We start from the raw sequence: 23,366 nt of genomic DNA, 5'->3' as shown, positions 1-23,366 counted from the left end.
GCGAGCCTGCGGGTTCGACATCGAGGTACCTCAAGGAGGAAACGTCATGGCAGCCAATGTTGCGGTGATCGCGGGCGCCGGCTCCGGGCTAAGCGCCTCGCTGGCGCGGCTTCTAGCCAAGGAGGGATTCCGCGTCGTCCTTGCCGCGCGTAACGTCGACAAGTTAGCGGCGCTGGTCAAGGAAACCGGCGCGCAAGCCGTCGAAACCGATGTGTCGGACGCTGCTTCCGTCGAGCACCTGTTCGAGGCGGCCGACAAGGAAGGCCCGCTCGAAATTGCCGTCTTCAACGCCAGCGGCCGCACGCGCGGTCCAATCGCCGAGCTCGATCCCGAGGCGGTCAAGCAAGCCCTGCTCGTCGGCGCCTATGGCGGCTTCCTTGTCGGCCAGCAGGCAGCGCGCCGGCTTCTGGCACGTGGTTCCGGCTCGATCCTGTTCACCGGCGCCAGCGCAAGCCTGAAAGGGTTCTCCGGCTCCGCCGGTTTCGCCATGCCGAAATTCGGCCTGCGCGGGCTGGCGCAATCGATGGCACGCGAGCTCGGCCCGAAGAACATCCATGTCGCGCATTTCATCATCGACGGCCAGATCGAGCCGGCCGGACAGGCGCCCGAGTCCGACCGGCCGGATCGTCGCCTCTCGCCCGATGCGATCGCCGAGACCTATCTCGCCGTCCATCGCCAGCATCGCAGCGCCTGGAGCTTCGAGGTCGAGTTGAGGCCGTGGGTCGAGACGTTCTGACGACCCATTGCGCGAAACGTACAGTAACACACCTCGATGCTGCTCATTATTTTAGAAAGTATGCATATTTCCTGACGCCGTTTTAGCGGTCTGCAATGTAAAAAAGCGCAAAATAAAATATACCTTTACTTAACTTCGGCATGCATACTGCGCGTTGTCAGATCTGTTGTCCGGCTCTCCTGCACGAATTGAGAATGGGCATGCCGCTTACACGTCGCACGCTGTTTGCAGCCGGAGGCGGAGGGCTGCTCATTGCGCAGGCGCAAGCCGCGGCCACGCCGGCCCAGGCGCAAGACGCTCCAAAACCCATCGTCAGCGACAACAAGCTGCGCATCGCCATGCCGGTCTTCGCGTCCGATCCGTTCTTTCCGGCCGACGGCTCCGGTGACAAGGGCATCGACATGGACCTGGCGCGCGGCATAGCCGCGGAGCTTGGCGTCGAACCGGTGTTCGACCGGTCCGCCGTGACCTTCGACGCCATGGTGCAAAAGCTGACTTCCGGTGAGGCGGACCTGGCGATCGGCAAGTTGAGCCGCACCCTTCAGCGCGGTCGCTCGATCCTCTATTCCCGGCCCTACGCGATGCTGCACCAAGGGTTGCTCGCCAACCGCGTGAACCTGGCGCGCATCGCGCAAGGCGAGCCGCCTGAGCGGATCATCCGCGATTTCTCCGGCGATCTCGGCGTCATCGAAGGCTCGTCTTTCGCCACTTATGCGGCCACCACGTTCCCGCACGCGCAGATCCGACGCTTCGCGGGCTGGAATACGGTTGTCGATGCGATCCGCAACGGCGCAATCGACCTGGCCTATCGCGACGATTTCGAGATCAAGAAGCTGATGGTCGACGATCCCTCGATGACGGTCGTCGCGCGCTCGATCACGCTGACCGACAAGGTCGACACGATCGCGGTCGGCATCAGTCCGGACAATCCGCATCTCGCGGCCTTTGTCGATCTCTATCTCGACCTGGCAAGGGGCCAGCAGGTCCTCAACACCGACGAGATCATCGCGCGCTACCGCCAGGGGAGCAAAGCCTGACAATGGCCGTCTCGGATGTAGCCGCACCCATGCCCTTCGATTGGCGCCTGGCGGCGAAACGCATCCTGCGCTCGCCGGCGACGACGATCATCATGATCCTGGCCGGAATCCTGTGCGGCCTCTACTACCCGGCCTTCGCCCATGCGATCAGCCCCCTCGCGCAGATCTACCTGAATTTCCTCAAGATGGTCGTCCTGCCCTATCTGGTCTCGTCCGTCATCTTCTCCATCACCGCGATGGTCCAGGATCCGAAATCGGTCCGCTACCTCGGCAAGGTGGGCATAGCCGTGCTGGTCGTGTCGTTCCTCGCCGTGCTGGTGAGCGGCACCTATTCGCTGATCCTCAAGCCCGGCCAGATCGAGAACCCGCAGTCGCGCATCGAGCTCGGCGAGTTCATCAATTCGCAAGGCAGCGTATCCACCGATCTCGCATTTCCGTTCCAGCCGCCGCCGCTCACCGGCGATCCGAATGGCGGGCATTCGATCTTCATGGATCTGGTGCCGAACAACGTCTTCAACGCGCTGGCCTCGGGCCAGACAATCCAGGTCCTGTTGTTCTGCCTGCTTTTCGGTCTGGCGATGGGCAAGATCCCCCAGCCCTCGTCGCTCAGCCTGTCGCAGGCGCTCAACGCGGTGTACCGGGCGTGCACGGTGCTGACCAACTGGTTCGTCTGGGGATTGCCCTTTGCAACCTTCATCCTGATCGCCGACCAGACTGCGTCGACCGGCACCAAGCCGCTGATGCTGATGGGCGGCTACCTGCTGGTGATGGGCCTTTCCTGCCTGACATTTCTCGCCGGCGCGTTTGCAATTATCGCCATACGCTCGCGGCGGAGCTACTGGGCCACGATCAAGACCTGCCAACCGCTCCTGATGGTGGCCATCACCACGCGCTCCTCGGTCGCCTCGCTGCCCTGGGTCATCAACCTGTTGAGCGAGCGGCTGCGCTTCAACCTGGTGGTCGTCGAGCTGCTCGTGCCGCTGCAGGCGGCGCTGCTGCGAACGGGCCCGGCGCTGGTCTACACCTCGGGCGTCCTGTTCATCGCCCAGCTCTACGGCCATCAATTGGCGATCCCGGACCTCTTGCTCGTCGGTATCGTCTCGGCGCTTCTGGCGCTGACCACCGGCGGCATGGGCAGCCTGCTCATCCTGTCCCAGATGTCCATCGTCTGCGGCTATCTGAAGCTTCCCTTCGAGGCGGCGTTCGCCCTGTTCGTCGCGGTCGACGCGGCTGTCGATACGTTTATGACGCTGTCCAGCGTCTGCACCGTGGCGGCGAGCACGGCTATGATCGCGCCCAGCCACAGGGAGGCGACACAATCTGAAGAACCCGTCGCGGACGAGCTCGAAGCCGAGCCCGTCCGATGATCGACGACAGCATCTGCCCCCAGCTTGGCATCATCGGCGGTCTCGGGCCGCTGGCATCGGCGGACTCTACTTCAAGCTGACCCGGATGACCGAAGCGCTCGGCGACAACGACCATGTGCCTTCCGTCATCCTCAGCGTGCCGCAACTGCCTGACAGGACCGAAGCGATCCTTGGCGGTCATGACGGACCGCTGGCGCCGCTGCAGGCCGCGGTCTCGACGCTCAACGAGCTCGGCGTCGCCTGTATCGCCATGCCCTGCAACACCGCCCATCTTTGGTACGATCGATTGGCGGCGAACTCGCGGGCCGAGATCATCCATATCGGCGACGCGGCGGTGGCGGAAATCCGTCGCGGCCTGGATCGCGGCAGGGTCGCGAATCTCGCAACCCGGGGCACGCTGGCCTCCGGCTTCTACCAGGACAGGATATCGGCGGCGGGTTTCGAGCTTTGCCTTCCGCAAGGCACGGAGTTCCAGGAGCGCGTCGACAGCGCCATCGGCCTCGTCAAGGCCGGCTCGATCGCGCAGGCCGCGACCGAGACCGAGCGGGCGCTTCATCTCGCGCAACTGGCTGGCGCCGATGCCGCACTTCTCGGCTGCACCGAACTGTCGGTGGTGGCGGCCAGCCTCGGCGATACGAACGGATTGATCGTCATCGACAGCAACGCCGCCCTGGCGCGGGCCAGCCTGACGCGATTGGGCTTCGGCATTCAGGAAGCGCGAGGCCTGCCGACGGTGCTGCGGCCAACGGCGCATGACCGGTTGCCCTGGCGCGCCGCGCAACGCGTCTGATGCGCGCTGCCGCCCGGTAGAAATGCCTGATTTGCGTCGGCCGAAGCCCATTTGAACGCGATTTGCCGCAAAACCCGGGAATTGAGCGCCGGCTTGCTCCGTTTGCAGTGAGATTGGTTGGTGCGTTTCTTCACCCGCAATGGCGCACATGTCATCGTGCCGCGGGGGGTCGCTAGAGCAATTCCAAGGAAAGTGTGCAGCGGTTTTCCGTCCGGAATTGCGAAAAACAAGAGTTACCGTAGGAGGAGCCTGTCCATGCCCAGAATAATTCCGGTGCTCGATCTCGATCGCTTGGAGCAGGGTCCGTCGGAGCTTCGAACTTTTCTGTTTGACTTGCGCACAGCCGCCCGCGACGTCGGCTTCTTCTATCTCAGCGGCCACGGCATCACCCAACCGGAGGTCGATGCGGTGCTGGGCGCCGCCCACCGCTTCTTCGCTCTGCCGGAGGCCGACAAGCTCGGCATCGAAATGGTGAAGTCGCCGCAGTTCCGTGGCTATACGCGCGCCGGCGGCGAACTGACCAGGGGCAAGGCCGACTGGCGCGAGCAGCTCGACATCGGCGTCGAGCGTACGACCATTGCGCAGGGTCCGGGAGTGCCGGCCTGGACGCGGCTGCAGGGTCCAAACCAGTGGCCGGCCGCATTTCCCGATCTGAAGCCCGCGCTGCTCGCCTGGCAGGCAAAGGCGACCGACGTGGCGATCCGGCTGCTCAAGGCTTTCGCGCTGTCGCTCGACCAGCCGGAGGACGCTTTCGATCCGATCTATCGCGGCGAACCGAACCATCGCATGAAGATCGTGCGCTATCCCGGCCGCGACGCCACCGGCGACGAGCAGGATGTCGGCGGGCACAAGGATGGCGGTTTCCTGACCCTCCTGCTGCAGGACGAGAACAAGGGCCTGCAGGTCGAATATGACGGCAGCTGGGTCGATGTCGACCCGATCCCGCAGACGCTCGTCGTCAACATCGGCGAACTGCTCGAACTCGCCTCGAACGGCTATCTCAGGGCTACCGTGCATCGCGTCGTCACGCCGCCGGCTGGCGTCGAGCGCATTTCGGTTCCGTTCTTCTTCAGCGCTCGGCTCGACGCCACGATCCCGCTTCTCGACCTGGCCAAGGAATTGGCGGCCGAAGCGCGCGGCCCGGCTAGCGACCCTGACAATCCACTCTTCCGCAACGTCGGGACCAATGTGCTGAAGAGCCGGCTGAGGTCGCATCCCGACGTGGCGCGGCGTCATTATGCCGATCTGTTGGAAAAGGCATCGGCCGCTGGCTGAAGATTTCGCGCAGTCGAGCGAGTTTTTTTCGCAATTTCGATCTTTTTTGGAATTCCGTTCGTGGAAAATGTGCCGCTCAGGCCCCAAATAAGAGTCATCGCTCGGTGTTTTCCTCCCATTGCGCCGGGCGATGTTCCCCTCTGAAGGTTATGACCTTCATGCTTGGCCGGGCCGCTTTCGCGCCCGGCCTTTTTCTTTCCTGTGCTGGGAATAAGCCGATCAGGCGAAGCTTAAACGGATGGTTCCGTATGGGCCGAAATCCGAGACGATCTCGTCGCCATGTCGGCATTCGACCGGCCGGATGAAGGAGCCCGACAGCACGACCTGACCGGCCTCGATGCGCATGCCGTACTGATGCAGCCGGTTGGCGAGCCAGACGATGCCCTTGGCTGGATGATCGAGCACGCCGGCGCCCAAGCCCGTCTCCTCCACCTCGCCGTTGCGCGACACGATGGCGCCGATCCAGCGCATATCCGCCTCGCGCGGGCCGGCCTTGCGGCCGCCGACGACGATGCCGGCATTGGCGGCATTGTCCGAGATCGTGTCGAAGAAGGTCCTGATCTTGCCCGTCTCCTTGTTCATCCGCTCGATGCGGGTGTCGAGGATTTCAAGCGCAGGCGTGATGTGATCGGTGGCGTCGAGCACATCGTCGATCGAGATGTCAGGACCAGCCAGAGGCGCCTTCATGACGAAGGCGATCTCGGCCTCGATACGCGGCTGGATGAAACGATCGGCCGGCACCGTGCCGCCGTCCTCGAAGAACATGTCGTCGAACAGGATCCCGGAATCGGGAATGTCGATGCTGAGCGCCGACTGCATCGCCTTCGAGGTCAGGCCGATCTTCCAGCCCTTGATCGTCAGTCCCGATGCGGCCTTCCGCTTCACCAGCGCCGCCTGCACGCGATAGGCGTCGTCCATCGTCGCTTGAGGAAAATCGAGGCTGAGCAGCCTGATCTGCCGGCGGTCGCGCTCGGCTTCGAACAGCCTGCGGGCGGCGTCCTCGACTTGGCTTTCCGTCATCATCGGCCGGTTCCCTCGTCGACGACGCCGTTGCGAAGCTGCCCGATGCCGTCGGCCTCGACCTCGACCACATCGCCCGGCTTCAGCCAGACCGGCGGGTCGAAGCGGGCGCCGGCGCCGGTCGGCGTGCCGGTGACGATGACGTCGCCCGGCACCAGCGTGGTGAAGGTCGAGATGTAATTGATGATCTTGGCGAACGAAAAGATCATGCGCCCAGTGCGGTCCTGCTGGCGCAGCTCGCCGTTGACGCGGGTGGTCAGCGAAATGTCGGCGATCTGCGCTTCGTCGATGAACGGCACCAGCCAGGGACCGATCGAGCCGGTCCGGTCGAAATTCTTGCCTTGGGTGACGTTGAACTTGGCGTGACGCACCCAGTCGCGGATCGTGCCTTCGTTGCACAGCGAGAGCGCCGCGATATGGCCGAGCGCATTGGTCTCCGATATGCGGCGGCCGCCCTTGCCGATGACGACGACGACCTCGCCCTCATAGTCGAGCTGCGGTGATTCCGGTGGTCGCACCAACGGCGCGCTATGGCCGACGAAGGAACGCGGGAAGCGGATGAACAGCGACGGGTTCGAAGGCGCCGCCTGCCCGTCCTTGTACTCCTCGTTGCGGTCCGGATAGTTGACGCCGACGCAGATGATCTTTTCAGGTGAGGGGATCGGGATTTCGTAGGCGATGTCCTTGACGCTGAAATCGGCTGCTAGACCCTCGGCCTCTTCGGCGAGTTTGCCGAGCGCGCCGGCCTCGATCACTTCGCGCAGCGTCGGCAATTCGGGATGACGCGCCGAGAGCTCGACGACACCCTTGTCGGTGATGGCGCCGTAGCGCGTCTTGCCGCCGGCGGTGAAGGTGGCGAGGCGTCCCGCGCTCATGCTGATGCTCCGTTAAGGCGCCACGATCGGCGAGGCCGCCAGGTCGGACTTGCGCGGCTCGACACCCGCGAACACGCTGCCTTCCTCGAACCAGCTTCGCGGCGCCGGCGCGCCCCACAGCGTCTGGCGCTGCGGGTCCTTGAGGTCCCATTTGATCGGCTCGAGATCGGGATCGACCGTCTGGTAGTCCGAGCAATAGATTTCGATGCGATGGTTGTCCGGGTCGCGGATGTAGAGGAAGAAGGCGTTGGAGATGCCGTGCCGTCCAGGCCCGCGCTCGATATTGCCGACATAGCCGGTGGTTGCCATCAGGTCGAGCAGGTCGATGATGTTGAGCGGCGTCGGCACCCAGAAGGCGACATGGTGCAGCCGCGGGCCAAGGCCGTTGGTGAAGGCGATGTCGTGCACGCCGCCCTTGCGGTGCGTCCAGGCCGCCCACAGCTTTCCGGTCTCGGCGTCCTCGGTGTATTCGGTCACGCGGAAGCCGAGCTCGTTGTAGAAGGCAACCGATTCATCGACATTCGGCGAGAAGCAGTTGAAGTGGTCGATGCGCAGCGGCTTCACGCCCTTATAAAGCGCGTATTTCTGGTGGATCGGCGGCAGCCGCTCCATCTTCGAATAGAATTCGAGCGGGATGCCGTGCGGGTCGCGGGTGCGGAAGGTGCGCGACTGGTAGGGCCGCTCGACCCACTCCACCGGCAGGCCCTTGGCTTTGAAGAAATGCTCGGCCTTGTCGAGGTCCTCGTCGGAGAAGACCTTGAAGCCGAGCTCGCGCGCTTCCGGCGCCGTCGCCTTGCGCAGCACGATGCAGTGATGGCCGCGCTCTTCCATGGCGCGCAGATAGATGGCGCCGCTGGTCTCGTCCGTCACCTGCAGGCCGAGCGTGTCGACATAGAAGGCGCGGGATTTCGCCAGGTCGGTGACGGCGAGCTCGACATGGCTGAGCCGCACGATGTTGAAGGCGGGATAGAGATTGGGTTGGGGCAGGGCCATCATGTGTCTCCGGTCAGCCGCCGAGCTTCTGGATCGAATGCGGCGCCGTGGCGAACGCAATGTTCTTGGTTTCCATGTAGAAGTCGAACGACCAGTCGCCGCCGTCGCGGCCGATGCCGGAGCTCTTGACGCCGCCGAACGGCGTCGGCAGATGCCGCACATTCTCCGAATTCACCCAGATCATGCCGGCGTCGAGCGCGTCGGTGAAGCGCAGCGCGCGGGTGACGTCGGAGGTCCATAAATAGCCGGTGAGCCCATATTGCGTGTCGTTGGCCAGAGCCAGCGCATCGGCCTCGTCCTTGAACGGGATCGCCGTCAGCACCGGCCCGAAGATCTCCTCCTGGGCGATGCGCATCTTGTTGGTGGCGCCGACGAACAGCGTCGGGCTGACATAGCAGCCGCCGCCCGGGCCGGCGAACTTGCCGCCGCCGGCGGCGACCACCGCGCCTTCCGATTTGCCGATCTCGATATAGGAGAGCACTTTTTCCTCGTGCACCGGATGGATCAGCGGCCCGACCACAGTTTCGGGATCGAGCGGATGGCCGATCCTGATGCGCTTGGCTTTCTCAGCCACCATGTCGGTGAATTTGTCGTGGACGGATGCCTCGACCAGCAGGCGGGACGACGAGGTGCAGCGTTCGCCGTTCAGCGAATAGATCATGAAGACGGCGGCGTCCGCCGCGCGTTCCAGGTCGGCGTCGGCGAAGACGATGACCGGGTTCTTGCCGCCGAGCTCGAAATGCACGCGCTTCAGCGTTTCGGCGCCCTGCTTCATGATCATCGAGCCGGTGCGGCTTTCGCCGACGAAGCCGATCGCCTTGATGTCGGGGTGCTCGGTCAGCGCCCGGCCGGCATCCTCGCCGAAGCCGTTGACCAGATTCCACACGCCCTTGGGCAGGCCGGCTTCCTCCGCGATCTCGACCAGCAGCCGTGCCGTCAGCGGCGACAGCTCCGCCGGCTTGTGCACGATAGTGCAGCCGGCGGCCAGCGCCGGCGCGATCTTCCAGGTCGACAGCATGAAGGGCGTGTTCCACGGCGTGATCACGCCGACCGGGCCGATCGGCACGCGCGTCGTCAGATTGAGCTGATTCGGCGCTCTCAGCGAGCGGCCGTCACGCGCTTCCGGCGCGCGGTCGGCATAGAAGCGGAAGTTCTCGGCGCCGCGCAATGCCGCCTTGGCCATGAATTTCAGCGACTGCCCAGTGTCCATGCATTCGACGAAGGCGATCTCTTCGGCACGCGCGATGATGGCGTCCGCTATTCTATGCAGCAGCTTCTTGCGTGCGTCGCCGGGGATCGCCGCCCAGTCCTTGAAGGCAGCCTTGGCCGCTCTTGCCGCGCGGTCGATGTCGGCGGCCTTGCCGCGTGCCACGGTGGCAATCGGCTTGAGGTCGACGGGCGAAAGCGTCTCGAAGGTCGAGCCGTCCGCGGCAGGCGCCGCTTCGCCGCCGATCTGGTTGAGCACGCCGTCCTTCCGGAAGCGTTCCAGATAGGCCTCGGCCTTTCTCAGATTGTCGTCCAGTGCCGCCATGATTTCTTTCCCGTTCTAGATCACTTGCCACGCAGGCGCGGATGGATGGCGTTCTTCTTCCAGCTCAGTTCGGCGTCGATCTCGCGGATCTCCAGCGACAGCGCGAAATGCGGCGTGGCGAACAGTGACGAGAGATAATCGGTGACAGCTGCGAAGATCGCCTCGCCGGCGCTCTTCTTTTCCGCCGCGCTGCGGCCCTTGCCGATGCGGAAATTCATGTCGATGAAGCCGTTCTCCGGCAACCGGTCGGCAATCGCGTACGCTTCGGCGCGGAACGCGCGCACCCTGACCGCGCCCGGTTCGAACAGCCCGGTTTCGAGAATGGTTCGCGAGACCAGCGCGCAAAGCTCGTTGATGTCGACCTTCGCGTCGAGATTGGCCGAATATTCGATCGCCATGTGGGGCAAGGTTTCCTCCACCTTGTAGTTAACATGTGAATTACATCTTGACGACCGAATGTCAAGCGTCGTTCTCTGCGCGGATGCAGCTTCCGGGTGGGATTGCCGCTCTCGGCAAAATCGCGGATATAGCTGCGATCCGGGCCCTAATCTTTGTTGCGAGTCGTACTGGACTGGAATTTTTCGGAGACTTGATTTTGCTACCGCTCAGCACCCGCCGCTCCTTGCCCATGGCTCTGCTTCGCGCCCGCGAAGTGATCATGGCGCATTTCCGGCCGATGCTCGCACGCCACGATATCACCGAGCAGCAATGGCGCGTGCTGCGCGTGCTGGCCGAAACCGGGCCGCTGGAGGCGACCGAGCTCGCCAACCGCGCCTCGATCCTGCCGCCGAGCCTCACCCGCATCATCAAGGCGATGGAACAGCGGGAGTTCATCACCCGCAACAAGGTCAAGGATGACGGCCGCCGCGCCTTGCTCGCGATCAGCCCGGCCGGCGTGGCCTTGATCGAGGAACTGGCGCCCGAGCGTGTCGCCATCTACGACGCCATCGAGAAGCGCTACGGCGCCGAAGAGCACGAGCGCTTGCTGGACATGCTGGAGAGCCTGATCCAGTCGGAGTCGGTGGACGGCTGAGAAGCCTACCCTCCAAAACTCCCCAGCGCGCTCGGCTGCATGTAGTTGCGCCCGACATAGAGCAGCGCCGCCTCGTCGCTGCCGTGGCGGATGTCGACGACACGACCGAACATCACGTGATGCGTGCCGACCTTGTTCACCGCGCCGATCTCGCAATCGAAGCTGACGATGGCGTCGAGCAGCGCCGGCATGCCGGACGGCATGGTCTGCCAGCGCGCGGCCTGATAGCGCTCGGCCATGTCGCGGATCGCGCCGGCGAATTTTGCCGCCAGATGCATGTGCGATTGGGTCAGCACGTTGACGCAGAAGCGTTGGTTGGCGAGGAACATGCCGGTCTGCGCCGAACGCTCGTTCATGCAGACCAGCAGCGTCGGCGGATCGTCGGAGACGCTGCACATGGCGGTCGCGGTGAAGCCGCCGCGCCCGGCCGGACCGTCCGTGGTGACGATGTTGACCGGCGCGCAGACCCGCGCCATGGCCTCGCGGAATTCCAGCCTCGCGACTTGTGTTGTCATGGCCGCTTCCATCGCCGGCCCCGTCAGTTGGGCTGGGCGGCAATCGGCGGCAGCCAGGTGTCGCCGGTCCAGCCCTTTTCGTCATAGTCGGCCATGCATTGGTCGACCAGTTCCTCCATCTGCTTCAGCCGGCCCCCGCGCTCGGCGCCCTTCAGCACCTGCAGCCGCACCTCTTCCGGCGCACCTGCATAGTTGAGCTCGTAGAGCGCGTGGCGGCCGCCGAATTCGGTGCCGGTCGCGTCCCATAACAGCTTCATGATCTTGATGCGCTCGACATGGCCCATGTCGTCGGAGCCGCGCACATATTGCGCGAGATAGCGGTCGATCTCGGGATTGTCGAAGTCGCGCGCCGAGGACGGCAGATAGATCAGCCCCGAGGCGATCACCCGGCGCACCGTGTCGATGACGCGCGGATACGCTTCCGACATGAAGGTCCGGTAGGCGAGCGCGGCCTCGAGATTGGGCAGCACCGCGCCGTTCGCCCACGGTATCGGATTGTGCGCCATCGCATTGGAAAAGCTCCAGAACATGTGGCGCAGCGCAATCACCTCGCCGAGCGCCGCCTGGTTGCCGCGAAAGGCATCGCCGCCTGTCGCCCGCAGCGCCTTGGCGAGCAGTCCGGCGAGGAAGTCGAGCTTGACGGCGAAGCGCGTGCAGCCCTGGAAGCAATAGCCATGCATGAAGCCCGACGCCGGATGGAAGGACAGGATCTTCTGCGCATCGCGCAGCACCAGCACGTCCTCCCAGGGGATGAAGACGTTGTCGAGCACCAGGATCGCGTCGTTCTCGTCGAAGCGCGACGACAGCGGATAGTCGAAGGGATGGCCGACTGTGTTGGCCGTCTGCTCATAGGAGACACGGCAGAACATCTTTATGCCAGGCCCATTCATCGGCACGATGAACATCACCGACAGCGATGGATCTTCCGTCACTGTCGCCGAGCTCTGCGCCAGGAAATTGTAGTGGGTGAGCGCCGACGACGTCGCCACCACCTTGGCGCCGGACACCCAAATGCCGGCGTCGTTCTCCTTGGTGATGTGCACGAACACGTCCTTCACCTGCTCGGCCGGCTTGTGGCGATCGATCGGCGGGTTGACGATGGCGTGGTTCATGAACAGGACCGCCTCCTGGGCCCGCTTGTGCCAGGCGCGCGCATTGTCCTTGAACGGGCCGTACCATTCGGCATTGGCGCCGAGCGTGTTCATCAGCGCCGCCTTGTAGTCGGCGGTGCGACCCATCCAGCCATAGGTCATGCGCGCCCAATGCGCGATCGCGCTTTGCTGCGCGGCAAGATCGGCAGGGGAATGGGCGACGCGGAAATATTTGTGGGTGTAGCCGCCCGAGCCGGTATCGGTCGGCGAGGTCAGCACAGGCTGCTGGTTCGGATCGTGCAGCGCGTCGTAGAGGCGGGCCAGCGAACGCACCGAATTGCGCATTGCCGGATGGCTGGTGACATCGGCCACCCGTTCGCCATTGATGTAGACCTCGCGCCCGTCGCGCAGGCTCGCCAGATATTCGGCGCCCGTGAACGGCCGCGAATTGTCGGCCCGGAATTCTTCCGATCGCATCATGATCCTCCCTTGGATTGTTGGAGAGTAGCCGCAAGCCGCTGGATGGTTTATGGACGAAAGCGTAAAACCGATTGGACTTTTTCGGGCGTCTCATGAGCCAGACCGCCATCCCGGAATTCTTCGTCTACGGCGAGCCGGCGCGGGCGCTCGACGTCGGCTTCCTGCATGTCGAGACCGTGCAAGCCCGCGCTTCCATGCACCGCGGCCGGGTTCTGGCGCACAAACATCCGCAAATGGCGCAGATCACCTTCTGGACGAGCGGGCAGGGCGTCTATCGGATCGAGGACAAGACCTGGAGTTTTTCGGCACCGACGGTGAGCTTCATGCCGAGCGGCGTCGTGCATGGGTTCGACATCGAGCCGGGCACCGACGCCATCGTCGTCTCGGTCGCGGACGCTGCGCTCGCGGCCATCGCCGAGCAATCGGCCCTCCAGCTTGATCAGCCGGTTTTCGTGACCGGGCGGGGTGACGCGGCGCCTTGGGAGCGGCTTACCGACACCATCAAGATGATCCAGGCCGAATATGTCGAGGCTCAAGCCGGCGCGGAAAAGATCCTGCCGCCGCTGATCGCTGTGGCATTGTCGCACATCGCCCGTCTCGACGCCCAGTCGCATGCGGTGACCGTGCCGGCCGTGGTGGCTCTCGGCGGCCGGCTCAGGCGGCTGATCGACCGGCATTTTCGCGATGACTGGCCGGTCGAGCGCTATGTCGGGGAGCTCGGCACCACGCGCCATCTGCTCGACAAAGCGGCGCATCAGGTGCTGGGCTCGGGCGTGCGTCAGGCGATCGGCGAAAGACGCCTGGTCGAGGCCAAGCGCCTGCTGCTCTTCACCATCCGCACGGTCGAGGACATCGCCTACGAAACCGGCTTCAACGATCCCGCCTATTTCTCGCGCTTCTTTCGGCAGGCGGTTGGCGTGTCGCCGGCGGCGTGGCGGAAAGAGCGAATAGTGAGTAGCAAATAGCGAATAGCGAGTAGGTTCGGTCACTACTCACTACTCACCTACTCCCTACTCCCTACTCCCTATTCCCTATTCCCTAGGCCGCGGCAGCGGCCAGCCCCGCATCCAGCCCCTCGGCAATCTTCGCCACATCGGCGGCGGTTATGATCAGCGGTGGCGACAGGATGATGTTGTTGCCGGAGACGCGCAGCATGACGCCGGCCTCGTAGGCGCCGTCCGCGACGGCGGCCATCGTCTTCTTGTCGACCGGCTTCTTGGCGGCGCGGTCCGAGACCAGCTCAAGGGCCGCCATCAGGCCTTGGTAACGAACATCGCCGACCAGTTGGTGCTTGGCCTTCAGCGCCTCCAGCGCCTTGCCGAGCTCGACGCCGCGCGCGGCAGCATTCTCGTTGACGCCCAGCCGCTTCGTCTCGGCCAGAGCCGCCAGACCGGCCGCGCAGCCGACCGGATGGCCGGAATAGGTATAGCCATGGCCGATCGCGCCGAAGCTCGTCTTGTCGGCCTCGAAGACGTCGGCGACCTTGGCGCCGATCAATGTCGCGCCGAGCGGGAAATAGCCCGATGTGATCGCCTTGGCGATGGTCATGAAATCCGGCTTCGTGCTGGAGAGCCGCGAGCCTGACCAGGCGCCGGTGCGGCCGAAGCCGGTCACCACCTCGTCGGCAATCAACAGGATGTCGTGACGGTCGCAGATCGCCCGCACCATCGGCATGAAGCTCTCATGCGGGACGATGACGCCGCCGGCGCCGAGCACCGGTTCCATGATGAAGGCGGCGATCGTATCGGCGCCCTGGAAGGCGATCTCTTCCTCGATCGCCCGCGCGCAGAGTTTCGCAAGCTTCGCCGGGTCGGTCTCGTCGAAAGGGTTGCGGTAGGTCATCGGCGCCGGCGTGTGGAAGACGCCGGGCAGGAGCGGTTCGTAGTTGCGTCGGAAATTGGCATTGCCGTTGACCGAGGCGCCGCCGAAATGCGTGCCGTGATAGCCCTTCTTCAGCGCCAGGAATTTCGTGCGGTCGCCCTGGCCGCGGATCTTCCAATATTGCCGCGCGAGCCGCAGCGCCGTCTCGACCGAGTCCGAGCCGCCCGAGGTGAAGAAGGCGCGCGCCATGCCCTCTGCCGCGAACCACTGGGTCAGCTCGTAAGCGAGCTCGATCGATGGCCCGGTCGAGGTGCCGCGAAAGCCTGAGTAATAGGGGAGCGCGTCGAGCTGTCCCGTCATCGCCTTCTTGATCGGATCGCAGCTGTAGCCGAGGTTGACGTTCCAGAGGCCGCCGACGGCGTCGAGCACCGTGCGGCCTTCGGCGTCGGTCACCGAAACGCCTTCGCCCTTCATGATGATCTTCGGCGGGCTCGCCCGCATTTCGGCCGGATGCGCCATCGGATGCCAGATCGGCTTGGCGTTGTTTTCGGTGAGGAAGTTGATGTCACGCATCGGGAGGAACTCCGGTTTTGCAATCAGGAGAGCGTTAGGCCGAAATGGCTGAGCGCCTCGGCATAGCTTTGCGCCGGTCGGGCGACGTCGAAATGAACGGTCGGCATGCCGGCGGCAATCGCACCGTCGACATTGCGCTTCTGGTCGTCGACGAAGACGCAGGCCGCAAGCGGCAGCCGCAGCGCCTCGCCGACCATCGCATAGGCGCGGGCATCGGGCTTGAGGATTTTCGTATAGGTCGCATCGACGATCGTCTCGAAAAGCGAAAGCAGCGGCAGGCGCTGGCGAAAATCAGCGCCATAGAACAGGTCGAGCTCGTTCGACAGGATGGCGAGGCGGACACCGGCGGCATGCGCCGTGCGGATGGCTTGGTCGGCCTCCGGTCGCAGCACTTTTTCCGGCTCCGCTCCGCGCGCCCGCTGCACGAAGGTCTGCATGTCCTGCCAGTCTTCTCCGACCAATTGGCCGACTTCGCGCGTACGCGTTTTCCAGTAGTCGCGTTCGCTGATCTCGTCGGCCTGCATTGAGCGCCACAACGCATCGGAAACCGGGTCGAATGGTCCGCGCCAACCGAGCGTGCCGGGCTTGAGGCCAAGCGCCTGCTCGGTCAGCGCATGCGTCTCGAACAAAGTGCGGGTGACCACGCCGCCGAAGTCCAACACCAGCGCCCGCGGCTTCACCTGGCTCATGCCGCGCGCCTGCCGGTCACGCCGGGCGGAACGATGCCTTCCGCCACCCAGCGGTCGAAGATTTCCAGCGCCTTGGCGCTGAAGGCGGCGTCGTTGATATGCCCGACGATCTCATGCAGCTCGGCATTGTCCGGCACGCGCGCCCTCATCTCCTCGACGAAGGCCGACAGCGCTTCCGGCTCGTAGAGCGGCTCGCCTTCTCGGTCCCATTGCTGGATGCCGCCGGCGGGCAGGATGAAGGCGGTCGGACCGGTCGCCGCGGCGAGCTTGTCGCCGATGGCGCGCGCGATCTCCCGGCGTGTCGCGCCGTCGGAGGTGACCGAGGCAAGCAGGCGGTTATGCGCGTGGTACGGCCGTTCCGTAAAGCGCGACGGCACGGCCTGCCAGGTCGGGAAATCCACCATGTCGATGGCGCCGGGCGCGACGATCTGCGGGATGCCTTGCCGCCCGGCATTCTCTAGCCGGTCAGTGCCCGAATTCACCACCGAGCCGGTAAGCTGGTTGGCAAGCTCCTGCAGGCTGAAATCGAGCACCGCGACGAAGCCTTTCTGCGCGGCGATCGCCTCCAGCGCCCGCCCGCCCATGCCGGTGGTGTGGAAGACGATGACCTCATAGCCGCGCTTCTCCAGCTCAGGCTTCAGCGTGACCATATATTGCAGGCAGCTTTTGCCCAGCGAGCTCATGCCGACCTTCGGCCGCGACATATCGGGTTTGACGACAGCCCGCGCGGCGCCGACGACGGCGCCGCTGGCCTGCGACAGCACCGCCTTGCAGGCGCTGTTAAGCCCGTAGAGGCCGCCGGCCCACAGGATCATCATCAGGTCGGTGGCGATGCGCTCCGGCGGTATGAGATGCGAATAGGCGATCGTCGAGACGACGAATTTCGGCGCGCCGAGCGGCAGCGCCAGTGCCACGTCGAGCGCAAGGTCGGTGCCCATCGAGCCGCCCAGCGCAATGAAGCCGTCGATTTCGCCCCTGTCGTGCAGCGAGCGCGCAAGCCGCGAGGCGCCAAGCGCCATCAGCGTCATCGCGGTATTCTCGTCGCCGCTGGCGATGATTGCCTCCATGGTGGTGTCCGCCGCGCGCGCCACCGCATGCTTGTCATGCTCCGGCTTGTAGGGCGGGTCGCCAAGCACGCTGACGTCCATCATCACGGCAACGCCGCCGACGGCCTCGATGCGCTCGCGCATGAACAGAAGCTCGTCGGCCTTGGTGTCGCCGGTGCCGATAACCAGGATTCGGCGTTTCTCCTCCACATCAGTCTCCCTGCAGTCTCTCGTTGGTTGTCAGGCCCGCTTCTGGCCGGCCAGCCGGCCGAACAGCCGCTCGCCGATCTCGCGACCCGCGGCGGTCACGCTGACGCCAAGCCGCTCGATGTCGGCCTTTTGGGTGCGCACTCTCGGCGCCGCCACCGCGATGGCGCCGATGGCGTAGCCGTCGGTGCCGAGAACCGGTGCGGCGACGCTCATCACGCCCTCCTCGAAACCCTGCGCGCCGATGGAATGGCCGCGCGCGCGGGCGGCGGCGACTTGTTCGGCCAAAGTGTTTGCATCGCCGATGGTGAAGGGCGTGAAAGCCGGCATCGGTCCGGCTAGGATGGCCTCGCGGATGCGCTCCTCGGTGAAAGCCAGGAATGCGATCCCGGACGCCGTCGCATGCATCGGCAGCACGCCGAGTTGCACGCTGACACGATTGGCCTTGGCCGATTCGATGACCTGGACGGTGATCAGGCCGCGCTTCGAATATTCCGAGAGATGCACCGTCTCGCCGGTCTCGGCGGCCAGCATCTCGACCACCGGCACGGCCATGCGCAGGAACGGAAACTGCGCCTCGCGCATCAGCGCCAGCCGCGTCAGGCCGGCTCCGAGTCGGTAGAGGCGCGTCGCCTCGTCCTGCTCGACCAGCCCTTGCGCAATGAGCGAAACCAGCAGCCGGCGCGTCGTCGCCTTGTCGAAGCCTGCGCCCCTGGCAAGGTCGGCAAGCGCCGCCTCGGGCGCGCCGCCGCCCAGCACCTCCAGCAGCGAAATGGCTTTGGCCACCGTGCTCATCGCGTGTCCGATCCTCCGTCAGATACTTAACGTGCGAATTAACTTGACAGCAAGTCGATTCCTTTGCAAGTCTAATATCGAAATGCCGTTGCAAATAATGAAATGCGCATCGGCCCTCTCAGAAGGCCCTCGGCATCTCAGGGACACTTGGTTTCCGCAATGCGGAATGGAGGGAAAAATGACCACAGTTGAAGCCGGAGAAGTGAACCGGCTGAGGAAGAACAGCCTTGGCGTCGGCGCCATCACCTTCATGGTGATTTCGGCCGCCGCACCGCTGACGGCCGTTGCCGGCGGCACGCCGCTCGGCATGCTGATGGGCAACGGCGCCGGCTTTGCCGGCACCTATCTGATCGTGACGCTGTTGCTGCTCCTGTTCGCGGTTGGCTATGTCGCCATGTCGCGCCACATCGGCAATGCCGGCGCTTTCTACGCCTATGCCGCGCGTGGGCTGGGCGGCCTGGCCGGCGGCGCCGTCGCGCTGATCGCGATCCTCTCCTACAACGCCATGCAGATCGGCGTCATGGGCCTGCTGGGCGCGGCCACCGCCGGGCTGTTCGCCGGCTGGGGCATCAATCTGCCGTGGTGGGTGTGGAGCTTCATTGCCATCGCCATCGTCGCCGTGCTCGGCTACCGGCAGGTCGACCTGTCGGCCAAGATCCTGACGGTGCTGGTGCTTGCCGAATACGTCGTCGTGCTGATCCTCGACCTCACCATCCTCAAGACCGGCGGCGACAGCGGCCTGTCGGCGGCGCCCTTCAGCTGGAGCCAGATCGCCAGCGGCGCGCCGGCCATCGCCATCCTGTTCTGCTTCGCTGCCTTCATCGGCTTCGAGGCGACCACGATCTATGCCGAGGAGGCGCGCGACCCGAAGGTGACCATTCCGCGAGCCACCTATTTCTCCGTCATCCTGATCGGCCTGTTCTACATGATCACCGCCTGGCTGATGGCGGTCGGCGCCGGCGTCGACAAGCTGTTGCCGTCGCTGCAGGCTTTGCAGGATCCGACCACCTTCCTGTTCGGCCTCTCCGACCGCTACGCCGGAACGCTGCTCACCCATGCCATGAGCATCCTCTTCGTCTCCAGCTTGTTCGCCGGTGTGCTCGCCTTCCACAATGCGGTCGCCCGCTACATCTACGTCGCCGGCCGCGAAAAGCTCCTGCCGCAGTCGATCGGCGTGACGCATTCGGCGCATCAGAGCCCGCATGTCGCCTCGGTGATCCAGACCGTGCTCGCGGCCGTCGTTATCGGGCTGTTCGCGGTGCTCGGCCTCGACCCGGTGCTGGCGCTGTTCTCGTGGCTCACCAACGTCGCCACGCTCGGCGTCATCGTCATGATGGCGGTGGCCTCGCTCGCCGTCGTGATGTACTTTCGCGCCAACCCGTCCAACCAGGAGAACGGGCTGAAGACCACGATCCTGCCGGCGCTGACCTTCATCGCCTTTGCCATCATCATCTACCTGATCGTCGTCAATTTCGGCAGCCTGTCGGGCGCCGGTGGCTTCCTCGGCGTATTCCTGCCGGCGCTGGTGCTGATCGCGGCCGTGGTCGGCCTGTTGCTGGCAGGCGCTTTGCGAGGCCGTGATCCGGCTGCCTTCGAACGGCTCGGTCAGCCGCTCGGCGATTGATGGGCAGGTGATTGATGGACAAGGGGCGGCGTCCGCGCCGCCCCGCCTTAACGGAACGGGAGCAGCGGCATGAGCTTTACCGACGGTATCACGGTCGAGGCGCTGGAAGCCGACCCCTATCCGATCTACGCCGAGCTCAGGCGCAACGCGCCGGTCGCTTTCGTGCCCGCGGTCAATCTCTGGTTCGTCACCCGCTGGAAGGACGTCGAGACCGTCGCCAAGTCGCCCGACATCTTCTCGGCGGCTGTCGGCACCTCGCCGGTCGAGCGCTCTTTCGGCAAGCCGACCATCCTGACCACCGACGGTGAGACGCATAAGCAACTGCGCCAGGGCGTCGATCCGAAATACCGGCCCCGCACCGTCGCCTCCTATGCCGGCGATCTCGTGCGCGCGATCGCCGAACCCTATCTCGACAGAATTGCCGCGCACGGCTCGGCCGAGCTGATGGCCGACTATTTCGAGCCGGTGTCGACGCTGAGCCTGGCGCGCTCGCTCGGGCTTGCCGACGTCGACATGCCGACCTTGCGGCGCTGGTTCTATGGCCTTGCCCAGGGCGCCATCAATTTCGAGAACGATCCGAAGCGGCAGGAAACCGCCGACGCGATCAGCGCCGAGGTCGGCGCCGCCGTCCGGCCAACGCTCGAGCGGCTGATCCGGGAGCCCGACGACTCGGCGCTCTCGCATATGCTGCATGACGGCATGCCTGAGGGCTCGACCCGCTCGATCGATTTCCTGATGCCGACCATCAAGGTCATCTTGCTCGGAGGCATGCAGGAGCCTGGCCACGGCGCCGGCTCCATCCTCGTCGGTCTGCTGACGAGCCCTGAGCAGTTGCGGCAGGTGCTCGACGATCCTGAAACCTTCGTGCCCAGAGCAGTGGACGAGGGTCTGCGCTGGGTGGCGCCGATCGGCACCCAGACGCGTGAAACGACCCGTGCCGTGGAGATCGGCGGGGCGACGATACCCGCCGGAGCTCCCGTTGCGGCGCTCGTCTCCTCGGCCAGCCGCGACGAAAGTCGCTTCACCGATCCCGACAGCTTCGATATCCATCGCAACGAGGGCAACCACGCCGCCTTCGGCTTCGGCCATCATTTCTGCTCGGGCCGCTTCTTCGCGCGCGAGCAGATGTGCCTCGCGCTAAGGTTGCTGCTGGAGCGTTTTCCGGATCTCAGGCTGGTGCCGGGCAAGGAGCCGGTGTTCCGCGGCTGGGAGTTCCGCGCGCCGGCGGCACTTCATGTAGAATTTGGAGCAAATTGAGAATGATCAGCCAGGACACTATCGACACGCTGCGCAAGACGGAGGTCGGCGCGCGGCGTCTGTTCATCGATGGAACTCCGGTAGATGCGCAAAGCGGCGGCAGTCTGCAGGTGATTTCGCCGATCGACGGCCGCCCCTTTGCCAGCATTGCCGACGCTGGCGCCGCCGATATCGACCGCGCCGTCGCTTCGGCGCGCAAGGCGTTCGCCAAGGGCTCCTGGTCACGCGCGGCGCCGTCTTTTCGCAAGAAGGTGCTGACGAAATTCGCCGAGCTGGTCGAAAAGCGCGCGCTGGAGCTTGCCGTGCTCGGCGTGCGCGACAATGGCACCGAGATCGGCATGGCCTACAAGGCCGAGCCGCTGTCGGCTGCCGGCACCATCCGCTACTATGCCGAAGCGATCGACAAGGTCTATGGCGAGATCGCGCCGACCGCTGACAATGTCCTTGGATTGATCCACAAGGAGCCGCTCGGCGTCGTCGGCGTCATCGTGCCGTGGAACTTCCCGCTGATGATCGGCGCCTGGAAGATAGCGCCGGCACTCGCCGCCGGCAACGCCATCGTCGTCAAGCCGCCGGAGATCGCCTCGCTGACCTTGCTGCACCTGGCGGAGCTTGCCGCCGAGGCCGGCTTGCCCGAGGGCGTCTTCAATGTCGTCACCGGCCGCGGCTCGGTCGCGGGCGAGGCGCTCGGCCTGCATATGGATGTCGACGCCATCGCCTTCACCGGCTCCGGGCCTGTCGGCCGCCGCTTGCTCGAATATTCCGCGCGCTCGAACCTCAAGCGCGTCTTCCTCGAGCTTGGCGGCAAGTCGCCCAACATCGTCTTTGCCGATGCGCCGGACCTGAAGCAGGCGGCGGTCGTCTCGGCCAACGGCATCTTCCGCAATTCCGGACAGGTCTGCGTCGCCGGTTCGCGCCTGCTGGTCCAGACCTCGGTCTACGACCGCTTCATGGACGAGCTTCTCAAGGCCACCGGGAAGCTGAAGGTCGGCGATCCGCTCGATCTCGGCTCCGATGTCGGCGCGGTGTCGAGCGCCGAGCAACTGACCAAGAATCTCGGCTTCGTCGCCAAGGCTTCGGAGGAGGGCGCCCGTCTCGTCACCGGCGGCGAACGCATCCTGGCGGAAACCGGCGGCAGCTATATGGCGCCGACGATCTTCGAGAACGTGACCGAGAAGATGCAGCTCGCTCGCGAGGAAGTATTCGGGCCGGTGCTCGCCGTCACGCGCTTCGAGACCGAGGAAGAGGCGGTGCGCCTCGCCAACGCGACCGTCTATGGTCTTGCGTCGGCCGTATGGACCTCGAACCTGTCGACCGCGCACCGGATGGTGCGCGCCATCAATGCCGGCGTCGTCCATGTCAACACCTATGGCGGCGCCGACATCACCGTGCCGCTCGGCGGCTTCAAGCAGTCCGGCTTCGGCCGCGACAAGTCGCTCCACGCCATCGAGAAATACACCGACCTCAAGACGGCGTGGGTAGCGCTCTGAGCGGAGTGCCTAAGAACAAATGGCCACGATCGTACCCATGCTGAGCGCGCATGAACCTCGACTATCCACTTGGCAAGCGGTGCCGCGCCGGGCCAAACTGGTCAATCTGCATGCCTGCCTCAAGGAGACTTCGAAATGACCGCCAATGTTTTTTCCGGCTGCATGCCGGCGCTGATGACGCCTTGCACCGATGACCGCCTTCCCGACTTCGACGCGCTGGTGCGCAAGGGGCGCGAGCTGATCGCCGCCGGCATGTCGGCGGTCGTCTATTGCGGCTCCATGGGCGACTGGCCGCTCTTGACCGACGCGCAGCGCATGGAAGGCGTCGAGCGCCTGGTTAAGGCGGGCGTTCCGGTGATCGTCGGCACCGGCGCGGTCAACACCGCCAGCGCCGTGGCCCATGCCGCCCACGCGCAAAAGGTCGGCGCGCGGGGCCTGATGGTGATCCCGCGCGTTCTGTCGCGCGGGCCATCGGTGACGGCGCAGCGTCATCACTTCAAGGCGATCCTTGCCGCTGCCCCCGACCTGCCGGCCGTCATCTACAACAGCCCCTATTACGGCTTTGCCACGCGCGCCGATCTCTTCTTCGCGTTGCGCGCTGAGCATTCGAACCTTGTCGGCTTCAAGGAGTTCGGCGGGCCGTCGGATCTGCGCTACGCGGCGGAAAACATCACCAGCCGGGACGATGAGGTTGCGCTGATGATCGGCGTCGACACCGCCGTCTTCCATGGTTTCGTCAATTGCGGCGCGTCCGGCGCCATCACTGGCATCGGCAATGTCCTGCCCAAGGAAGTGCTGCATCTCGTCGGCCTCAGCCAGGCGGCGGCCAAGGGCGATGCCGAAGCGCGTCGGCTGGCGCAGGAACTGGACGCGGCGTTGGCCGTGCTGTCCTCTTTCGACGAGGGACCGGACCTTGTGCTCTATTTCAAGCACATGATGGTGCTGAAGGGTGGCCCCGAATACAGGCTGCACTTCAACGAGACGGATGCGCTGAGCGACAGCCAGCGCGGCTATGCCGAACAGCAACTCAAGCTGTTCGACACCTGGTATGCCCAGTGGTCGAGGCAGCCGGTGATGGCGAGATACGCGGCCTGAGCAGACATCTCGGCCGGACCTGCCGG

22 protein-coding genes are annotated in these 23,366 nt (G+C 64.8%); 11 read left to right on the top strand and 11 right to left on the bottom strand.

The genetic code is table 11. The features are described from left to right. The first annotated feature begins 46 nt into the window (after nucleotides 1-46). From FJ417_RS26365 to FJ417_RS26345, 5 genes are all read left to right on the top strand, one after another. Nucleotides 47-736: an SDR family NAD(P)-dependent oxidoreductase gene (locus FJ417_RS26365; protein ID WP_140785446.1), complete on the top strand. Its 690-nt coding sequence runs from the start codon at nucleotides 47-49 to the stop codon at nucleotides 734-736. Between the two features lie 200 nt (nucleotides 737-936). Then, nucleotides 937-1,773 (top strand): transporter substrate-binding domain-containing protein, encoded by an 837-nt coding sequence (locus tag FJ417_RS26360; protein WP_181183304.1) that lies wholly within the window; start codon nucleotides 937-939, stop codon nucleotides 1,771-1,773. Nucleotides 1,774-1,775: 2 nt separating this feature from the next. Next, a complete protein-coding gene (locus tag FJ417_RS26355) occupies nucleotides 1,776-3,140 on the top strand; it encodes a cation:dicarboxylase symporter family transporter (protein WP_140785445.1) in 1,365 nt (454 codons plus the stop codon). An 85-nt stretch (nucleotides 3,141-3,225) separates the two neighbouring features. Continuing rightward, a complete protein-coding gene (locus FJ417_RS26350; protein WP_246687548.1) occupies nucleotides 3,226-3,930 on the top strand; it encodes an amino acid racemase in 705 nt (234 codons plus the stop codon). A 255-nt stretch (nucleotides 3,931-4,185) separates the two neighbouring features. Next, nucleotides 4,186-5,205, top strand: a complete 1,020-nt coding sequence (locus tag FJ417_RS26345) for an isopenicillin N synthase family oxygenase (protein WP_140785444.1) — start codon at nucleotides 4,186-4,188, stop codon at nucleotides 5,203-5,205. A 219-nt stretch (nucleotides 5,206-5,424) separates the two neighbouring features. Here the strand turns inward: FJ417_RS26345 and hpaH are convergent, their stop codons facing one another. The 5 genes from hpaH to FJ417_RS26320 are packed head-to-tail and all read right to left on the bottom strand — an operon-like array spanning nucleotide 5,425 to nucleotide 10,031. Further along, nucleotides 5,425-6,228, bottom strand: coding sequence for a 2-oxo-hept-4-ene-1,7-dioate hydratase (hpaH, locus tag FJ417_RS26340; protein WP_181183303.1), 804 nt, complete (start codon nucleotides 6,226-6,228; stop codon nucleotides 5,425-5,427). Beyond that, nucleotides 6,225-7,100 carry a fumarylacetoacetate hydrolase family protein gene (locus FJ417_RS26335; protein WP_140785443.1) on the bottom strand — a complete coding sequence of 292 codons (876 nt, stop codon included), beginning with the start codon at nucleotides 7,098-7,100 and terminating at the stop codon, nucleotides 6,225-6,227. Before FJ417_RS26335 ends, hpaH begins: the two co-directional genes overlap by 4 nt. 12 nt (nucleotides 7,101-7,112) lie before the next feature. Then, on the bottom strand, nucleotides 7,113-8,093 hold the full coding sequence (gene hpaD, locus FJ417_RS26330; protein WP_140785442.1) for a 3,4-dihydroxyphenylacetate 2,3-dioxygenase: 981 nt from the start codon (nucleotides 8,091-8,093) through the stop codon (nucleotides 7,113-7,115). Between the two features lie 13 nt (nucleotides 8,094-8,106). Next, entirely contained in the window at nucleotides 8,107-9,624 is a 1,518-nt protein-coding gene (gene hpaE / locus FJ417_RS26325) for a 5-carboxymethyl-2-hydroxymuconate semialdehyde dehydrogenase (protein WP_140785441.1), read from the bottom strand. 20 nt (nucleotides 9,625-9,644) lie between these two features. Beyond that, the gene (locus FJ417_RS26320; protein WP_140785440.1) at nucleotides 9,645-10,031 is read right to left on the bottom strand and encodes a 5-carboxymethyl-2-hydroxymuconate Delta-isomerase; all 387 of its coding nucleotides are present in this window, start codon (nucleotides 10,029-10,031) and stop codon (nucleotides 9,645-9,647) included. A gap of 221 nt (nucleotides 10,032-10,252) precedes the next feature. On the opposite strand from FJ417_RS26320, the gene hpaR reads away from it, so the two are divergent. Continuing rightward, nucleotides 10,253-10,657: a homoprotocatechuate degradation operon regulator HpaR gene (gene hpaR / locus FJ417_RS26315; RefSeq protein ID WP_246680882.1), complete on the top strand. Its 405-nt coding sequence runs from the start codon at nucleotides 10,253-10,255 to the stop codon at nucleotides 10,655-10,657. A 5-nt stretch (nucleotides 10,658-10,662) separates the two neighbouring features. Here hpaR and FJ417_RS26310 read toward each other — a convergent pair whose 3' ends face one another. Both FJ417_RS26310 and FJ417_RS26305 read right to left on the bottom strand, forming a co-directional pair. Further along, nucleotides 10,663-11,172: a flavin reductase gene (locus FJ417_RS26310; RefSeq protein ID WP_140785438.1), complete on the bottom strand. Its 510-nt coding sequence runs from the start codon at nucleotides 11,170-11,172 to the stop codon at nucleotides 10,663-10,665. A 23-nt stretch (nucleotides 11,173-11,195) separates the two neighbouring features. Then, entirely contained in the window at nucleotides 11,196-12,740 is a 1,545-nt protein-coding gene (locus FJ417_RS26305) for a 4-hydroxyphenylacetate 3-hydroxylase N-terminal domain-containing protein (RefSeq protein ID WP_140785437.1), read from the bottom strand. A 95-nt stretch (nucleotides 12,741-12,835) separates the two neighbouring features. Here FJ417_RS26305 and FJ417_RS26300 point away from each other — a divergent pair, with 95 nt between their 5' ends. After that, entirely contained in the window at nucleotides 12,836-13,708 is an 873-nt protein-coding gene (locus FJ417_RS26300) for a helix-turn-helix domain-containing protein (RefSeq protein ID WP_140785436.1), read from the top strand. A 73-nt stretch (nucleotides 13,709-13,781) separates the two neighbouring features. Here the strand turns inward: FJ417_RS26300 and FJ417_RS26295 are convergent, their stop codons facing one another. The 4 genes from FJ417_RS26295 to FJ417_RS26280 are packed head-to-tail and all read right to left on the bottom strand — an operon-like array spanning nucleotide 13,782 to nucleotide 17,874. Beyond that, nucleotides 13,782-15,137, bottom strand: coding sequence for an aminotransferase class III-fold pyridoxal phosphate-dependent enzyme (locus FJ417_RS26295; RefSeq protein WP_140785435.1), 1,356 nt, complete (start codon nucleotides 15,135-15,137; stop codon nucleotides 13,782-13,784). A gap of 23 nt (nucleotides 15,138-15,160) precedes the next feature. Continuing rightward, a complete protein-coding gene (locus FJ417_RS26290) occupies nucleotides 15,161-15,826 on the bottom strand; it encodes an HAD-IA family hydrolase (RefSeq protein WP_140657333.1) in 666 nt (221 codons plus the stop codon). After that, nucleotides 15,823-17,082, bottom strand: a complete 1,260-nt coding sequence (locus tag FJ417_RS26285) for a Tm-1-like ATP-binding domain-containing protein (RefSeq protein ID WP_140785434.1) — start codon at nucleotides 17,080-17,082, stop codon at nucleotides 15,823-15,825. Before FJ417_RS26285 ends, FJ417_RS26290 begins: the two co-directional genes overlap by 4 nt. A gap of 30 nt (nucleotides 17,083-17,112) precedes the next feature. Continuing rightward, on the bottom strand, nucleotides 17,113-17,874 hold the full coding sequence (locus FJ417_RS26280) for an IclR family transcriptional regulator (protein ID WP_140785433.1): 762 nt from the start codon (nucleotides 17,872-17,874) through the stop codon (nucleotides 17,113-17,115). Nucleotides 17,875-18,040: 166 nt separating this feature from the next. Here FJ417_RS26280 and FJ417_RS26275 point away from each other — a divergent pair, with 166 nt between their 5' ends. From FJ417_RS26275 to FJ417_RS26260, 4 genes are all read left to right on the top strand, one after another. Further along, nucleotides 18,041-19,498 (top strand): APC family permease, encoded by a 1,458-nt coding sequence (locus FJ417_RS26275; protein WP_181183302.1) that lies wholly within the window; start codon nucleotides 18,041-18,043, stop codon nucleotides 19,496-19,498. A gap of 69 nt (nucleotides 19,499-19,567) precedes the next feature. Next, nucleotides 19,568-20,755, top strand: coding sequence for a cytochrome P450 (locus FJ417_RS26270; RefSeq protein WP_140785431.1), 1,188 nt, complete (start codon nucleotides 19,568-19,570; stop codon nucleotides 20,753-20,755). A gap of 2 nt (nucleotides 20,756-20,757) precedes the next feature. Then, the gene (locus tag FJ417_RS26265) at nucleotides 20,758-22,245 is read left to right on the top strand and encodes an aldehyde dehydrogenase (RefSeq protein WP_140785430.1); all 1,488 of its coding nucleotides are present in this window, start codon (nucleotides 20,758-20,760) and stop codon (nucleotides 22,243-22,245) included. A 135-nt stretch (nucleotides 22,246-22,380) separates the two neighbouring features. Continuing rightward, nucleotides 22,381-23,340 carry a dihydrodipicolinate synthase family protein gene (locus tag FJ417_RS26260; RefSeq protein WP_140657321.1) on the top strand — a complete coding sequence of 320 codons (960 nt, stop codon included), beginning with the start codon at nucleotides 22,381-22,383 and terminating at the stop codon, nucleotides 23,338-23,340. Nucleotides 23,341-23,366 lie beyond the last annotated feature (26 nt).

This window comes from Mesorhizobium sp. B3-1-7 (genome assembly GCF_006439385.1).
GTDB lineage: Bacteria > Pseudomonadota > Alphaproteobacteria > Rhizobiales > Rhizobiaceae > Mesorhizobium.
The sequence above is the reverse complement of the archived record's forward strand: the minus strand, read 5'-3'. Positions and strand labels throughout refer to the sequence as shown.

Excerpts from the sequence above, each read along its gene's own strand:
- hpaH (WP_181183303.1), bottom strand. The coding sequence starts at position 6,228 with ATGATGACGGAAAGCCAAGTCGAGGACGCCGCCCGCAGGCTGTTCGAA.
- FJ417_RS26290 (WP_140657333.1), bottom strand. The coding sequence starts at position 15,826 with ATGAGCCAGGTGAAGCCGCGGGCGCTGGTGTTGGACTTCGGCGGCGTG.
- FJ417_RS26305 (WP_140785437.1), bottom strand. The coding sequence starts at position 12,740 with ATGCGATCGGAAGAATTCCGGGCCGACAATTCGCGGCCGTTCACGGGC.
- FJ417_RS26360 (WP_181183304.1), top strand. The coding sequence starts at position 937 with ATGCCGCTTACACGTCGCACGCTGTTTGCAGCCGGAGGCGGAGGGCTG.
- FJ417_RS26335 (WP_140785443.1), bottom strand. The coding sequence starts at position 7,100 with ATGAGCGCGGGACGCCTCGCCACCTTCACCGCCGGCGGCAAGACGCGC.
- hpaE (WP_140785441.1), bottom strand. The coding sequence starts at position 9,624 with ATGGCGGCACTGGACGACAATCTGAGAAAGGCCGAGGCCTATCTGGAA.
- FJ417_RS26260 (WP_140657321.1), top strand. The coding sequence starts at position 22,381 with ATGACCGCCAATGTTTTTTCCGGCTGCATGCCGGCGCTGATGACGCCT.
- FJ417_RS26300 (WP_140785436.1), top strand. The coding sequence starts at position 12,836 with ATGAGCCAGACCGCCATCCCGGAATTCTTCGTCTACGGCGAGCCGGCG.
- FJ417_RS26270 (WP_140785431.1), top strand. The coding sequence starts at position 19,568 with ATGAGCTTTACCGACGGTATCACGGTCGAGGCGCTGGAAGCCGACCCC.
- FJ417_RS26345 (WP_140785444.1), top strand. The coding sequence starts at position 4,186 with ATGCCCAGAATAATTCCGGTGCTCGATCTCGATCGCTTGGAGCAGGGT.
- FJ417_RS26295 (WP_140785435.1), bottom strand. The coding sequence starts at position 15,137 with ATGCGTGACATCAACTTCCTCACCGAAAACAACGCCAAGCCGATCTGG.
- hpaR (WP_246680882.1), top strand. The coding sequence starts at position 10,253 with ATGGCTCTGCTTCGCGCCCGCGAAGTGATCATGGCGCATTTCCGGCCG.
- FJ417_RS26265 (WP_140785430.1), top strand. The coding sequence starts at position 20,758 with ATGATCAGCCAGGACACTATCGACACGCTGCGCAAGACGGAGGTCGGC.
- FJ417_RS26275 (WP_181183302.1), top strand. The coding sequence starts at position 18,041 with ATGGAGGGAAAAATGACCACAGTTGAAGCCGGAGAAGTGAACCGGCTG.
- FJ417_RS26310 (WP_140785438.1), bottom strand. The coding sequence starts at position 11,172 with ATGACAACACAAGTCGCGAGGCTGGAATTCCGCGAGGCCATGGCGCGG.
- FJ417_RS26365 (WP_140785446.1), top strand. The coding sequence starts at position 47 with ATGGCAGCCAATGTTGCGGTGATCGCGGGCGCCGGCTCCGGGCTAAGC.
- FJ417_RS26355 (WP_140785445.1), top strand. The coding sequence starts at position 1,776 with ATGGCCGTCTCGGATGTAGCCGCACCCATGCCCTTCGATTGGCGCCTG.
- FJ417_RS26350 (WP_246687548.1), top strand. The coding sequence starts at position 3,226 with ATGACCGAAGCGCTCGGCGACAACGACCATGTGCCTTCCGTCATCCTC.
- hpaD (WP_140785442.1), bottom strand. The coding sequence starts at position 8,093 with ATGGCCCTGCCCCAACCCAATCTCTATCCCGCCTTCAACATCGTGCGG.
- FJ417_RS26280 (WP_140785433.1), bottom strand. The coding sequence starts at position 17,874 with ATGAGCACGGTGGCCAAAGCCATTTCGCTGCTGGAGGTGCTGGGCGGC.